This is a genomic window from Ruegeria sp. SAZD011 (assembly GCF_059612545.1).
Window position 1 is genome coordinate 159,204 of record NZ_JBXWQU010000041.1, and the last position, 12,252, is coordinate 171,455.

Genomic DNA, 12,252 nt, shown 5'->3' on the forward strand with positions numbered 1-12,252 from the left:
ATCCGGCGCCGGGCGAGAAGATAGGAGCATTGCCATGATCTTTGATTTCCTGCGTCGTGGGGCCGGAGCGGAAGCGCCCGAGGCCAAGGCCAGCGCGGCGGGGCCGGTGGTGGCCTGGCATAATGCGGGCCGGGTCGCCTGGAGCCCGCGCGACACCGCCTCGCTGACGCGGACGGGGTTTGCGGGCAATCCGGTGGGGTTCCGCTCGGTGAAGCTGATTTCCGAGGCGGCGGCGGCGTTGCCGCTGGTGTTGCAGGACCGGATGCAGCGCTATGAGACGCACCCGATGCTGAGCCTGATCCGACGCCCCAATGGCGCGCAGGGCCGGGCCGAGCTGATGGAGGCGCTGTTCGGGCAACTGCTGTTGTCGGGGGATGCCTATGTCGAGGCGGTGCGTGGCGCTGATGACCTGCCGGTCGAGCTGCATGTGCTGCGCTCGGACCGGATGCGGGTGGTGCCCGGTGCCGATGGCTGGCCGGTAGCCTATGAATACAAGGTGGGCGGCAAGTCGCATCGCTTTGACGCGGCGGGTATCTGCCATATCAAGTCTTTCCACCCGCAGGACGATCACTACGGCTTTTCGCCGATGCAGGCGGCGGCGATGGCGGTGGATGTGCATAACGCGGCCTCGCGCTGGTCGAAATCGCTCTTGGACAACGCGGCACGGCCCTCGGGCGCGCTGGTCTGGACCGGCAGCGACGGGCAGGGCGTGATGGCCGAGGATCAGTTCCGCCGACTGTCCGACGAGATCGAGGCGAATTTCCAGGGTGCGCGCAATGCCGGCCGGCCAATGGTGCTGGAAGGCGGGCTGGACTGGAAGCCGATGGGTTTCTCGCCCTCGGACATGGAGTTTCAGAAGACCAAGGAAGCCGCCGCCCGCGAGATCGCGCTGGCCTTTGGCGTGCCGCCGATGCTGCTGGGCATCCAGGGCGACGCGACCTATTCGAACTATCAGGAGGCCAATCGGGCGTTCTACCGCCTGACGGTTCTGCCCCTGGTGACGCGGGTGGCGGCGAACCTGTCGGACTGGCTGTCGGGCCTGTCGGGCGAGGAGGTGCTGCTGAAGCCCGACTTGGACCAGGTACCGGCGCTGGCAGCCGAGCGCGATGCGCAATGGGCGCGCGTCAGCCGCGCCGATTTCCTGACCGGGGCAGAAAAGCGGATGCTGCTGGGCCTGCCGGCGCTGGCGGAGGACGCCCATGGCTGAGGGGTCGGGCTATGCGCCCTTTGACTGTGCGCCGGGGCTGCGGCTGGAAGCGCATGAGCGGGTGGCCGCGTTGCAACACGAGCATCTGTGCCGCAGGCTGGACCAGCTGGACGAGGCGATCGAGCGGATGGAACGGCGGCTGTGGCTGACGGTCTACGGTGTCGCAGGCGCGATCCTGGCCCAGGTCTTTCAATCCTTCCTGGTGATTTCTCCCTGAGATGGCAACGATTTACGAGGAGTGCTTCATGGAAATGGACACCGGACTTGAACATAAATTCGCCCGCTTCGGCGATGGTCTGACGGTCAGCGAGGATGCGGTGATCGAGGGTTATGCCAGCCTTTTTGGCCAGACCGATCAGGGCGGCGACAATGTGCAGGCGGGGGCCTATGCGGCTTCGCTCAAGGCGCTGAACGCAGCCGGGCAGCGGGTCAAGATGCTGTGGCAGCACGACCCGGCCCAGCCGATCGGGGTCTGGGATGAGGTGCGCGAGGATGCACGCGGTCTGTGGGTCAAGGGTCGGTTGCTGGAGAGCACCCAGAAAGGGCGCGAGGCGGCGGCCCTGATCCGCGCGGGGGCCATCGACGGTCTGTCGATCGGCTATCGCACCCGTCGGGCCAGCAAGAATGACAAGGGCCAGCGGCTCTTGACCGAACTGGAGCTGTGGGAAGTGTCGCTGGTGACCTTTCCCATGCTGCCCAGTGCCCGGGTCGCGGCCAAGGGGGCATCCCCCGAGGTCGAACAGGCCTGGCGCAGCATTGCCGAGCTGTTCGACAGCGCCCGGCAGGAACTGGCGCGAAGGTAAGCGCGCCGCAAACCACCCGAAAGGACGTGCCGATGAGCAAGACCGAGATCCCGGCCTTGGCCGGAGAGGGTGTGCCCCTGGTTCAGGAGGTGAAGCAGGCGATGACTGGCTTCGTGAATGAATTCAAGGGTTTTCGCACCGAAGTTGAAACCAAACTGCAACAGACAGAAGAGCGTATGACCATGCTGGATCGTAAATCACTCACCGCGGCGCGTCCGCATCTGGCCGCCGCCGTCGAGGACGGCGCCCCGCATCAGAAGGCGTTCGACGCCTATCTGCGCTCGGGCGATGACGATGCGCTGCGGGGGCTGACCCTGGAAGGCAAGGCGATGTCGACCGCGATCAACAGCGATGGCGGCTATCTGGTCGACCCGCAGACCGCCGAGCGTATCAAGGCGGTGCTGCATTCGACGGCCTCGATCCGCTCGATCGCCTCGGTGGTGCATGTGGAGGCGAACTCGTTCGACGTGCTGATCGACCACACCGATATCGGTGCCGGCTGGGCGGATGAGACCGCTGCGGCCAGCGAGACCGGGACGCCGTCGATCGACCGTATTTCGATCCCGCTGCACGAGCTGAGCGCTCTGCCCAAGGCAAGCCAGCGCCTGCTGGATGACAGCGCCTTTGACATCGAGGGCTGGCTGGCCGACCGCATCGCCAACAAGTTCGCCCGCGCCGAAGCGCAGAGCTTTATCAACGGGGACGGGGTGAACAAGCCGCGCGGTTTCCTGAACCATGCCGCTGTCGACAATGACAGCTGGACCTGGGGCAATATCGGCTATGTCGCCTCGGGTGTGGCCGCTGGTGTGGACGCCGACGATATCGTCGATCTGGTCTATGCGCTGGGGGCGCAGTACCGGGCCAACGGTGCCTTTGTGATGAACTCGAAAACCGCGGGCACCATCCGCAAGCTGAAGGATGCCGATGGCCGTTTCCTGTGGTCGGATGGTCTGGCGGCGGGAGAGCCCGCGCGGCTGATGGGCTATCCGGTGGTGATCGCCGAGGACATGCCCGACCCGGCAACCGACAGCTATTCCATCGCGTTCGGCGATTTCAACGCGGGCTATACCGTGGCCGAGCGCCCGGATCTGCGCGTGCTGCGCGACCCGTTCAGCGCCAAGCCGCATGTGCTGTTCTACGCGACCAAGCGTGTGGGCGGCGATGTGAGCGACTTTGCCGCGATCAAGCTGCTGAAATTCGGCGTCGCCTGAGCGTAGCCGGATCCGGGGCCGGCTGACTGGCCCCGGGTGCGGGCGCGCGCCGGTATCCCTGGCGTTGTCTAGCTGCTCCCCTCCGTCCGAGCAACGCGAGGCGGCGCGGGCCCGCATGACCTGAGACGAACGGCCCGGAGGGGCCCGAGCTTGCGGAGTGAATTGATGATGTTGATCGAAGAGACCGCCGTTGCGGATGCCGCGCTGCCGGTGGCACAGTTCAAGGCGCATTTGCGGCTGGGCACCGGGTTTGCAGAGGATGACGTGCAGGACGAGGTGTTGCGCAGTTTCCTGCGGGCCGCCATTGCCGCGATCGAGGCGCGAACGGGCAAGATACTGATCTCGCGTCAGTTTTCCTGGACGGTCTACAACTGGCGTGATGCCACGGGGGAAGTGTTGCCGGTGGTGCCGGTGCAGACGGTTACCTCGGTGACGCTGCGCGATGCGGGCGGGCAGGACACGGTGCTGGACCCGGCCGCCTATCGGTTGGAGCGTGACAGCCAGCGGCCGCGGTTGCGCCCGGCGGGGGCGCTGCTGCCGACCGTGGCCACCGGTGGCGCGGCGATTGTCGCGCTGGTGGCGGGGATGGCCGCCGATTGGGGCGGGCTGCCGGCCGATCTGGGGCAGGCGGTGCTGCTGTTGGCGGCGCATTATTACGAATACCGGCACGAGACCGCGCTGGGTGATGGCTGCATGCCCTTTGGCGTCACCAGCCTGATTCAGCGCTATCGCACCGTTCGCTTTGGCTCGGGGGTGGTGCAATGAAGGCGCCGCATCTGAACCGACGCCTGGTGCTGGAGACACCCGCGCGGGTCGCCGACGGCGCGGGCGGTTATGCCGAGAGCTGGACGGCCCTTGGCACGGTCTGGGCCGATGTCACCGCGCGCAGCGGGGCCGAGCGGTTCGAGGCGGGCGCGTCCCGCTCGCGGGTGAGCTATCGGATCACGCTGCGGGCGGCGCCCGAAGGGTCGTCGATGCGGCCCGCGCCCGAACAGCGGTTCATCGATGGCGCCCGCGTTTTCGTGATCCGGGCGGTGGCCGAGCATGACCCGGCCGGGCGGTTTCTGACCTGTTTTGCAGATGAGGAGGTAGCGGCATGAGCTATGGCGTGGCGGCGGCGTTGCAGGCGGCGGTCTATCAGCACCTGCTGGCTGATGCCGGGGTGGCGGCCCTGGTGGGGACGGACATTTACGATGCGCTGCCATCGGGCACGCTGCCGCAGACCTATGTGCTGCTGGGGCCTGAAGAGGTGCGCGACGCCTCGGATCAGAGCGGCGAGGGGGCCGAGCACCGGTTCACCGTCTCGGTGATCTCGGAGGCGGCCGGTTTCGCGGGCGCCAAGACGCTGGCGGGCGCGGTCAGCGATGCACTGGACGATGCGGCGCTGAACCTGGCGCGCGGGCGTCTGGTGGGGCTGTGGTTCGACCGGGCCTCGGCCCGGCGGACCGGGACGGGGGGCGCGGTCCGGCAGATCGACCTGCGGTTTCGCGCCCGCGTCGAAGACAATTGATCAACCTGAACGTGGAGTAACATCATGGGTGCCCAGAACGGCAAGGACCTGCTGGTCAAAGTGGACATGAACGGCACGGGCCTGTTCGAAACCATCGCGGGGCTGCGTGCCACCCGCGTAAGCTTTAACGCCGAGAGCGTGGATGTCACCAGCCTGGAGAGCCAGGGGGGGTGGCGCGAACTCTTGTCGGGGGCGGGGGTCAAATCGGCCTCGATCTCGGGCTCGGGCGTGTTCAAGGATGCGGGCACCGACGAGCGGGCGCGGCAACTGTTCTTTGACGGCGAGACGCCCGATTTCCAGGTGATCATCCCCGATTTCGGCATTGTCGAGGGGCCGTTCCAGGTGACCGGCATCGACTATGCGGGCAGTCATAATGGCGAGGCGACCTATGAGGTGAGCCTGGCCAGCGCCGGTGCGCTTGCCTTTACCGCGATCTGATCATGGCCAATCCGTGGACGGGAGAGGTGGCCCTGGTCATCGATGGTGAGCAACGGGTGCTGAAGCTGACGCTGGGCGCGTTGGCCGAGCTTGAGGCTGATCTGGAGAGCGGCTCGCTGGTGGAACTGGTGCAGCGGTTCGAGGGGGGAGCGTTTTCCAGCCGCGACGTTCTGGCGCTGGTGGTTGCTGGGCTCAGGGGCGGGGGCGCGGATGTGACCCGCGCCCAGCTTCTGCGGGCCGAGATCGCCGGTGGGCCGCTGGCAGCGGCGCGGGCGGCGGCGGAGTTGCTGGCGCGTGCCTTCATGCTGCCGGGGGAAACATGAACGGGTTCGACTGGCCCGCGCTGATGCGGGCCGGAATGTTGGGGCTACGGCTGACGCCCGAGGCGTTCTGGCGCCTGACCCCGGCCGAGTTGCGGCTGATGCTGGGGCAGGGTGCCGGGACCGCGCCGATGGGCCGCGCCGGACTGGATGCGCTGCTGGCGGCCTGGCCGGACCAGACACAAGGAGAGGATCATGGCGGAGACTGACGGGTTTTCGGAACTGGAAGCCACAGGCGAAAGCCTGGGCGATACGCTGGGCGATGCCGCTGTCATGGCCGCGGGCTTTGATGCCGAGCTGCGCCGGGTGCGCAGCGCGCTGGCGGCCACGGGGCAGGATGTGCAGACGCTGGAGCGGGGCCTGTCCAAGGGGCTGCGCCGCGCCTTCGATGGCGTCGTGCTGGACGGCATGAAACTGTCTGACGCGCTGGAAACGGTGGCCCGGTCGATGATTCAGACCACCTATTCGGCGGCGATCAAGCCGGTGACCGATCATTTCGGCGGGTTGATCGCGGATGGTGTGGGTTCGCTGTTCGAAGGACTGTTGCCCTTTGCCAAGGGCGGCTCGTTCAGCCAGGGCCGGGTGATGCCCTTTGCCAGCGGCGGCGTGGTCAGCGGACCGGTGGCCTTTCCGATGCGCGGCGGCATGGGATTGATGGGTGAGGCGGGGCCGGAGGCGATCATGCCCTTGGCGCGGGGCGCCGATGGCAAGCTGGGCGTGCGCAACAGCGGCGGTGGCCGCGCAGTGAACGTGGTGATGAACATCACCACCCCCGATGTGCAGGGCTTCCGTCGCAGCCAGGGCCAGATCGCCGCTCAGATGGGCCGCGCGCTGGGTCGTGGCAATCGCAATCGGTAACAAGGGGAGCGGATCATGAACTTCCACGAGGTGAGATTTCCAGCCAATCTGAGCTTTGGCTCGATCGGGGGGCCTGAGCGGCGCACCGACATCGTGACGCTGGTGAACGGGTTCGAGGAGCGCAACTCTCCCTGGGCGCACGCGCGCCGGCGTTATGACGCGGGGGTGGGCATGCGCTCGCTGGACGATATCGAGACGCTGATCGCGTTCTTCGAGGCGCGCCAGGGGCAGGTTTACGGGTTTCGGTGGAAGGACTGGTCCGACTTCAAGTCGAGCCGCGCCTCGGCCGAGCCGCGCTATGACGATCAGGTGATCGCAGTGGGTGACGGGGTCGAGACCGCCTTTCCTCTGGTCAAGACATATCGGTCCGGCACCGTCAGCTATGCGCGACCGATCAGCAAACCGGTACTGGGTACGGTCCGGATCGGTCTGGATCAGGATGAGATGAAAGAAGCCGTGGATTACGAGGTGGACGTGACCACAGGTCTTGTGCGTTTCGAGGCGCCGCCTCCGGTCGGTGTGCAGATCACTGCCGGTTTTGAGTTCGACGTGCCGGTGCGCTTCGACACCGACCGGATCCAGACCAGCGTGGCCAGTTTCCGCGCGGGTGACGTGCCCAATGTGCCGGTGGTCGAGGTGCGTGTGTGATGGGCGGGCCGAGCGAAGCGATGCAGGCGCATCTGGCCAGCGGGGTGACCACGCTGTGCCGGTGCTGGGCCATTTTGCGCAAGGACGGGGTGCGGTTCGGCTTTACCGATCATGATTGCATGCTGACGTTTGACGGGTTCACCTTCAAGGCCGATAGCGGTCTGACGGCGGCGGCGCTGGAGCAGAGCACCGGCCTGTCGGTGGACAATTCCGAGGCGCTGGGCGCGCTCAGCGACGCAGCGGTGCGCGAGGAGGATATCGAGGCGGGCCGGTTCGATGGCGCCGAGGTACTGTCCTGGCTGGTCAACTGGACCGAGCCGGAACAGCGCTGGTTGCAGTTTCGCGGCTCGATCGGCGAGTTGCGGCGGGGCGGCGGTGCGTTTCAGGCAGAGTTGCGCGGGTTGACCGATGCGCTGAACCAGCCGTTGGGCCGGGTGTTTCAGAAACCCTGCACGGCGGTTCTGGGCGATGGCGCCTGCCGGTTCGACCTGGATCAGCCCGGATACCGGGCAGAGGTCACGGTGGAAGAGGTCGACGAGGGTCGGGTGTTTCGCTGGGCCGATCTGTCCGGGTTTGAGCCGGGGTGGTTCCAGCGGGGGCGGCTGGATGTGACCGGTGGCGCGGCGGCGGGTCTGTGGGCGCTGATCAAGTCGGACAAGGTGACAGCGGCGGGTCGCGAGATCGAGCTGTGGGAGCCGATCCGGGCCGTGCTGCGCCCGGGCGACGGGCTGCGGTTGACGGCGGGCTGCGACAAGCGAATGGAAACCTGCCGCCTGAAGTTCAACAACCTGCTGAATTTTCAGGGCTTCCCAGATTTGCCGCGCGAGGATTGGGTCATGGCCAGCCCCAAGCGGACCGGGGCCAATAGTGGCGGGAGCTTGAGATGACCGGGCGTGGCTGTGACGCGGTTGCCATTGCCCGCAAGTGGCTTGGCACGCCCTATCGGCATCAGGCTTCGACCCTGGGGGCGGGCAGTGATTGCCTGGGTCTGATCCGGGGTATCTGGCGCGGGCTTTATGGGCGTGAGCCTGAATCTGTGCCGGCCTATTCGATGGACTGGTCCGAACCTCAGGGCGAGGAACGCCTGTGGCAGGCCGCGCGTCGGCATCTGATCGAAACCGCGCCCGGGCCTGTGGTGCCCGGAGAAGTGCTGTTGTTCCGGATGCGTGGCGGCAGCGTCGCCAAACATCTGGGAATTGTGTCCGAGACGGGAGCCTGCCCCCGGTTCATCCACGCCTATTCCGGGCATGGCGTGGTCGAGAGCCCCCTGAGCGCGCCGTGGCTGCGGCGTGTGGTGTCCCGGTTCGAATTTCCTCAGGAGGTGAGTTGATGGCGACGATACTTCTTTCCGCCGCCGGTGCGGCGATTGGCGGCTCGGTCGGCGGCACCGTTGCGGGGCTGTCTTCGGCGGTGCTGGGACGGGCCGTGGGTGCGACCGTGGGCCGGGTTCTGGATCAACGGTTGCTGGGCTCGGGCGCCGAAGCGGTGGAAACCGGTAAGGTCGACCGCTTCCGGCTAACCAATTCGGGCGAGGGGCATGCCGTCGCGCAGGTCTATGGCCGGATGCGGGTGGGTGGTCAGGTGATCTGGGCCTCGGATTTTTCCGAGACCACGACGACGAGTGGCGGTGGCAAGGGCTCGCGCCCGCAGCCGAGGACAACGCAGTACAGCTATTCAGTGTCGCTGGCGGTTGCGCTTTGTGAGGGCGAGATTGCCGGTGTGCGCCGGGTCTGGGCGGACGGGGACGAGATCGCGCCGGACGAATTGAACATGCGCGTCTATCGCGGCACCGCGGATCAGCTGCCCGATCCGGTGATGGAGGCGGTCGAGGGCGCGGGTCTGGTACCTGCCTATCGCGGGACCGCCTATGTGGTGTTTGAGAATCTGGATCTGGACCGGTTCGGCAACCGGGTGCCGCAGTTCTCGTTCGAGGTGGTTCGGGGCGACCAGCCCGATGCCGATCCTGCCGAGCTGGGGCTGGCGGGGCTGGTCAAGGGCGTGGCGCTGATTCCGGGAACCGGGGAATATGCGCTGGCCACCACCCAGGTGAACTATTCCAACGGGCCGGGCAGTTTCTGGGCGGCGAACAGCAACTCTCCGTCCGGGCAGACCGATTTCCTGACCTCGCTGGAGGTGCTGGGCGAGGAATTGCCCGAAGTGGGCGCGGCCTCGCTGGTGGTGTCGTGGTTCGGTGGCGATCTGCGCTGTGGCAATTGCGAGATCCGGCCCAAGGTCGAGCGCAAGAAAATCGACGGCAGCAACATGCCCTGGCGGGTTTCGGGCCTGAGCCGGACCACGGTGGATGAGATTGCCCGGATCGAAGACCGTCCGATCTACGGTGGTACGCCGGCCGACGCGGCGGTGGTCGAGGCGATCCGGCACATGAACGAGACCGGGCAAAGGGTGATGTTCTATCCGTTCATCCTGATGGATCAGTTGGCGGGCAACACGCTGATCAATCCCTGGACTGGTGAGGAGGGGCAGCCGCATCTGCCCTGGCGGGGGCGGATCACGCTGAGCCTTGCGCCGACCCAGCCTGGCACGCCCGACGGCACCGCGGCAGCGGATGTCGAGGTGGCGGCGTTCTTTGGAACGGCCTCGGCTGCGGATTTCGTGATCGGTGAAGGGGTGGTGACCTATACCGGCCCCGAGGATTGGGGCCTGCGCCGGTTCATCCTGCACTATGCGGCGCTGTGCAAGGCGGCGGGCGGGGTGTCGTCCTTTTGCATCGGTTCCGAGATGCGCGGCCTGACCCAGATCCGGGGCGCCGCCGGGTTTCCTGCCGTTCAGGCCTTGCGCGCTCTGGCGGCAGAGGTACGGACCATTCTGGGGCCGGAAACCAAGCTGGGCTATGCCGCGGACTGGAGCGAGTATTTCGGCTATCAGCCGCAGGATGGCAGCGGGGATCGCTATTTCCATCTCGATCCGCTGTGGGCCGATCCCGAGATCGACTTTGTCGGTATCGACAACTACATGCCGCTGTCGGATTGGCGCGATGGCGAAGACCATGCCGATGCCCAAGCCGGAACCCGGCATATCTATGAGCAGGACTATCTGCGCGGAAATGTCGAGGGCGGTGAGGGCTATGACTGGTACTACCATTCGCCCGAGGCGGAGGCGGCGCAGATCCGTACGCCGATCACGGATGATGCCCATGGCGAGGCCTGGGTTTGGCGGTACAAGGATATCCGCAACTGGTGGGCCAACCCTCATCACGAGCGGATCGGGGGAAGTCGGCAGGCGCTGCCCACCGATTGGGTGCCGCAATCGAAACCGATCTGGTTTACCGAGCTTGGCTGCGCGGCTGTGGACAAGGGCACCAATCAGCCCAACAAGTTCCTCGATCCGAAATCCTCGGAATCGAGCCTGCCGAAATATTCGAACGGCGCGCGCGACGACCTGATGCAGTTGGCCTATCTGAATGCGGTACTGGGGTATTGGAACGAGCCGGGGAACAATCCGGTCTCGGTCGAGTATCAGGCGCCGATGATCGACATGGCCAATGCCTATGTCTGGGCCTGGGATGTGCGGCCCTATCCGGCCTTTCCCAACAATCGCGAACTTTGGGCCGATGGGGCGAATTACGCGCGCGGTCACTGGCTGAACGGGCGGTCCGGCAACCGAACGCTGGCCTCGGTCGTGCGCGAGATTTGTGCCCGTGCCAAGGTGAGCGCGGTGGACCTCGGAGCACTGTGGGGCATCGTGCGGGGCTTTACGGTCGATCAGGTCAGCGATGCCCGATCCGCGCTGCAACCGCTGATGCTGCGATACGGGTTCGATGCGATCGAACGCGATGGCAAGCTGGTCTTTCGCCTGCGCGACGGGGGACGGTCGGTCGAGCTGGACCGCGCTTTGCTGGCCCTACACGAAGAGATTGACGGCGCGCTGGAGCATCGGCGCGAGTCCGATCTGGAGTTGAGTGGACGTGTCAGGCTGCGCTTTGTTCAGGCAGATGCAAACCATGATGTGGTGGCCGAAGAGGTGGTTTTGCCTGATGATGCCACTCATGCGGTGTCATCGAACGAGATGCCGCTGGCGCTGACCCGTGCCGAGGGACGACAGACGGTGGAACGCTGGCTGGCCGAGGCGCGTCTGGGTCGCGATACGATCCGTTTTGCGCTGCCGCCCTCGCGGCTGGCGCTGGGCGCGGGCGACGTGGTGCGCCTGCCCGATGCCGGGGACGAGGTCGGCGGGCTGTATCGTGTGGACCGGGTCGAACAGGCGCATATGCAGTTGATCGAGGCGGTGCGGGTTGAACCGAATATATATCAGACTTCGGACATGGCTGAGGATCGTCCTGTGGCTCAGGAATTTGTGCCCCCGGTTCCGGTGCTGCCCTTGCTGTTGGATTTGCCGCTGATCACCGGGGATGAGGTGCCGCATGCGCCGCATGTGGCGGTCACCGCACAGCCCTGGCCCGGTACGGTCGCGGTCTACTCCTCGGCCAGCGACGAGGCCTATCGTCTGGACGAGATCGTCGCGACCCGGGCGGTGATCGGAGTGACCGAGACGCCGCTGGCCCGCGCGCGCGCGGGCTTGTGGGACCGTGGCGATGCGGTTCAGGTTAAGCTGGTTGCAGGAGAGCTGGAGTCGCGTCCTCTTGAGGCGATCCTGAACGGAGAGAATCTGGCCGCGATCGGCGATGGGTCGACCGACAACTGGGAACTGTTCCAGTTCCGAGAGGCCGAGCTGATCGCGCCCGATACCTATCTGCTGCGCCACCGGCTCAGGGGACAATTGGGAAGCGACGCGTTGATGCCCGACGTGTGGCCCGCAGGCTCTCAATTCGTGCTGGTCGACCCGCGTCTGGTGCAGCTTGACCTTGCCAGCTCGGAACGGCGGATCGCGCGGCATTACCGGATCGGCCCGTCTCGTCGGAGTTATGACGATCCAGCCTATGTGCACCGGGTCGAGGCGTTTGACGGTATCGGGTTGCGGCCCTATGCCCCGGCCCACCTGCGCGCGGTTGAGAACGGCGCCGACATTCAGCTGTCCTGGGTGCGGCGTACCCGGATTGATGGCGACGACTGGGGCCTGCCCGAGGTGCCTTTGGGCGAAGAAAGCGAAAGCTATCTGGTCCGGGTGATAAAGGATGGTGGCGTGCTGCGGGAAGAAACCGTGTCGTCTGCCGCCTGGACCTATGGCGCGGCGGCGCAGGTGGCGGATGCTGTGGCGCGGCCCTTCGACCTGTCGGTGGCGCAGATTTCGGCCCGGTTCGGTCCGGGTCTGTTCCGTAGCTTGACGGTCGAGGGCTGAG

The 12,252-nt window shown here is 66.2% G+C and carries 15 protein-coding genes; all 15 read left to right on the forward strand.

Features of this window, described 5'->3' with window-relative positions:
* Positions 1 to 34: 34 nt before the first annotated feature.
* The 15 genes from AC2FLM_RS21345 (at position 35) to AC2FLM_RS21415 (ending at position 12,251) form a co-directional block, all read left to right on the forward strand.
* Positions 35 to 1,207: a phage portal protein gene (locus AC2FLM_RS21345; protein WP_496859875.1), complete on the forward strand. Its 1,173-nt coding sequence runs from the start codon at positions 35 to 37 to the stop codon at positions 1,205 to 1,207.
* Positions 1,200 to 1,424 (forward strand): GTA head formation protein, RCAP_rcc01685 family, encoded by a 225-nt coding sequence (locus AC2FLM_RS21350; RefSeq protein WP_234136992.1) that lies wholly within the window; start codon positions 1,200 to 1,202, stop codon positions 1,422 to 1,424. Before AC2FLM_RS21345 ends, AC2FLM_RS21350 begins: the two co-directional genes overlap by 8 nt.
* Before the next feature lie 28 nt (positions 1,425 to 1,452).
* Complete coding sequence (locus AC2FLM_RS21355; protein ID WP_496859876.1) at positions 1,453 to 2,010, forward strand: HK97 family phage prohead protease; 558 nt, start codon at positions 1,453 to 1,455, stop codon at positions 2,008 to 2,010.
* Positions 2,011 to 2,042: 32 nt separating this feature from the next.
* Positions 2,043 to 3,221 (forward strand): phage major capsid protein, encoded by a 1,179-nt coding sequence (locus tag AC2FLM_RS21360; protein WP_496859877.1) that lies wholly within the window; start codon positions 2,043 to 2,045, stop codon positions 3,219 to 3,221.
* 165 nt (positions 3,222 to 3,386) lie between these two features.
* Complete coding sequence (locus AC2FLM_RS21365; RefSeq protein ID WP_496859878.1) at positions 3,387 to 3,986, forward strand: head-tail connector protein; 600 nt, start codon at positions 3,387 to 3,389, stop codon at positions 3,984 to 3,986.
* The gene (locus AC2FLM_RS21370) at positions 3,983 to 4,321 is read left to right on the forward strand and encodes a phage head closure protein (protein ID WP_496859879.1); all 339 of its coding nucleotides are present in this window, start codon (positions 3,983 to 3,985) and stop codon (positions 4,319 to 4,321) included. The genes AC2FLM_RS21365 and AC2FLM_RS21370 overlap by 4 nt, the downstream gene beginning before the upstream one ends.
* The gene (locus AC2FLM_RS21375) at positions 4,318 to 4,731 is read left to right on the forward strand and encodes a DUF3168 domain-containing protein (protein WP_496859880.1); all 414 of its coding nucleotides are present in this window, start codon (positions 4,318 to 4,320) and stop codon (positions 4,729 to 4,731) included. The genes AC2FLM_RS21370 and AC2FLM_RS21375 overlap by 4 nt, the downstream gene beginning before the upstream one ends.
* 24 nt (positions 4,732 to 4,755) lie before the next feature.
* Complete coding sequence (locus tag AC2FLM_RS21380; RefSeq protein ID WP_234136988.1) at positions 4,756 to 5,169, forward strand: phage major tail protein, TP901-1 family; 414 nt, start codon at positions 4,756 to 4,758, stop codon at positions 5,167 to 5,169.
* A gap of 2 nt (positions 5,170 to 5,171) precedes the next feature.
* A complete protein-coding gene (locus tag AC2FLM_RS21385; protein ID WP_496859881.1) occupies positions 5,172 to 5,492 on the forward strand; it encodes a gene transfer agent family protein in 321 nt (106 codons plus the stop codon).
* The gene (locus AC2FLM_RS21390) at positions 5,489 to 5,698 is read left to right on the forward strand and encodes a rcc01693 family protein (RefSeq protein WP_234136984.1); all 210 of its coding nucleotides are present in this window, start codon (positions 5,489 to 5,491) and stop codon (positions 5,696 to 5,698) included. Before AC2FLM_RS21385 ends, AC2FLM_RS21390 begins: the two co-directional genes overlap by 4 nt.
* Complete coding sequence (locus AC2FLM_RS21395; protein ID WP_234175546.1) at positions 5,685 to 6,347, forward strand: RcGTA-type gene transfer agent tail tape measure protein; 663 nt, start codon at positions 5,685 to 5,687, stop codon at positions 6,345 to 6,347. Before AC2FLM_RS21390 ends, AC2FLM_RS21395 begins: the two co-directional genes overlap by 14 nt.
* A gap of 15 nt (positions 6,348 to 6,362) precedes the next feature.
* Entirely contained in the window at positions 6,363 to 6,995 is a 633-nt protein-coding gene (locus tag AC2FLM_RS21400; RefSeq protein ID WP_496859882.1) for a phage distal tail protein, Rcc01695 family, read from the forward strand.
* The gene (locus tag AC2FLM_RS21405) at positions 6,995 to 7,882 is read left to right on the forward strand and encodes a phage/gene transfer agent baseplate hub protein (RefSeq protein WP_496859883.1); all 888 of its coding nucleotides are present in this window, start codon (positions 6,995 to 6,997) and stop codon (positions 7,880 to 7,882) included. Before AC2FLM_RS21400 ends, AC2FLM_RS21405 begins: the two co-directional genes overlap by 1 nt.
* Positions 7,879 to 8,325, forward strand: a complete 447-nt coding sequence (locus AC2FLM_RS21410; protein ID WP_496859884.1) for a C40 family peptidase — start codon at positions 7,879 to 7,881, stop codon at positions 8,323 to 8,325. Before AC2FLM_RS21405 ends, AC2FLM_RS21410 begins: the two co-directional genes overlap by 4 nt.
* Positions 8,325 to 12,251 (forward strand): baseplate multidomain protein megatron, encoded by a 3,927-nt coding sequence (locus AC2FLM_RS21415; RefSeq protein WP_496859885.1) that lies wholly within the window; start codon positions 8,325 to 8,327, stop codon positions 12,249 to 12,251. The genes AC2FLM_RS21410 and AC2FLM_RS21415 overlap by 1 nt, the downstream gene beginning before the upstream one ends.
* Position 12,252: the final 1 nt, after the last annotated feature.

What these genes read in the sequence shown, in the direction of transcription:
- AC2FLM_RS21345 (WP_496859875.1), top strand. Translation starts at nt 35, where the DNA reads ATGATCTTTGATTTCCTGCGTCGTGGGGCCGGAGCGGAAGCGCCCGAG.
- AC2FLM_RS21350 (WP_234136992.1), top strand. Translation starts at nt 1,200, where the DNA reads ATGGCTGAGGGGTCGGGCTATGCGCCCTTTGACTGTGCGCCGGGGCTG.
- AC2FLM_RS21355 (WP_496859876.1), top strand. Translation starts at nt 1,453, where the DNA reads ATGGAAATGGACACCGGACTTGAACATAAATTCGCCCGCTTCGGCGAT.
- AC2FLM_RS21360 (WP_496859877.1), top strand. Translation starts at nt 2,043, where the DNA reads ATGAGCAAGACCGAGATCCCGGCCTTGGCCGGAGAGGGTGTGCCCCTG.
- AC2FLM_RS21365 (WP_496859878.1), top strand. Translation starts at nt 3,387, where the DNA reads ATGATGTTGATCGAAGAGACCGCCGTTGCGGATGCCGCGCTGCCGGTG.
- AC2FLM_RS21370 (WP_496859879.1), top strand. Translation starts at nt 3,983, where the DNA reads ATGAAGGCGCCGCATCTGAACCGACGCCTGGTGCTGGAGACACCCGCG.
- AC2FLM_RS21375 (WP_496859880.1), top strand. Translation starts at nt 4,318, where the DNA reads ATGAGCTATGGCGTGGCGGCGGCGTTGCAGGCGGCGGTCTATCAGCAC.
- AC2FLM_RS21380 (WP_234136988.1), top strand. Translation starts at nt 4,756, where the DNA reads ATGGGTGCCCAGAACGGCAAGGACCTGCTGGTCAAAGTGGACATGAAC.
- AC2FLM_RS21385 (WP_496859881.1), top strand. Translation starts at nt 5,172, where the DNA reads ATGGCCAATCCGTGGACGGGAGAGGTGGCCCTGGTCATCGATGGTGAG.
- AC2FLM_RS21390 (WP_234136984.1), top strand. Translation starts at nt 5,489, where the DNA reads ATGAACGGGTTCGACTGGCCCGCGCTGATGCGGGCCGGAATGTTGGGG.
- AC2FLM_RS21395 (WP_234175546.1), top strand. Translation starts at nt 5,685, where the DNA reads ATGGCGGAGACTGACGGGTTTTCGGAACTGGAAGCCACAGGCGAAAGC.
- AC2FLM_RS21400 (WP_496859882.1), top strand. Translation starts at nt 6,363, where the DNA reads ATGAACTTCCACGAGGTGAGATTTCCAGCCAATCTGAGCTTTGGCTCG.
- AC2FLM_RS21405 (WP_496859883.1), top strand. Translation starts at nt 6,995, where the DNA reads ATGGGCGGGCCGAGCGAAGCGATGCAGGCGCATCTGGCCAGCGGGGTG.
- AC2FLM_RS21410 (WP_496859884.1), top strand. Translation starts at nt 7,879, where the DNA reads ATGACCGGGCGTGGCTGTGACGCGGTTGCCATTGCCCGCAAGTGGCTT.
- AC2FLM_RS21415 (WP_496859885.1), top strand. Translation starts at nt 8,325, where the DNA reads ATGGCGACGATACTTCTTTCCGCCGCCGGTGCGGCGATTGGCGGCTCG.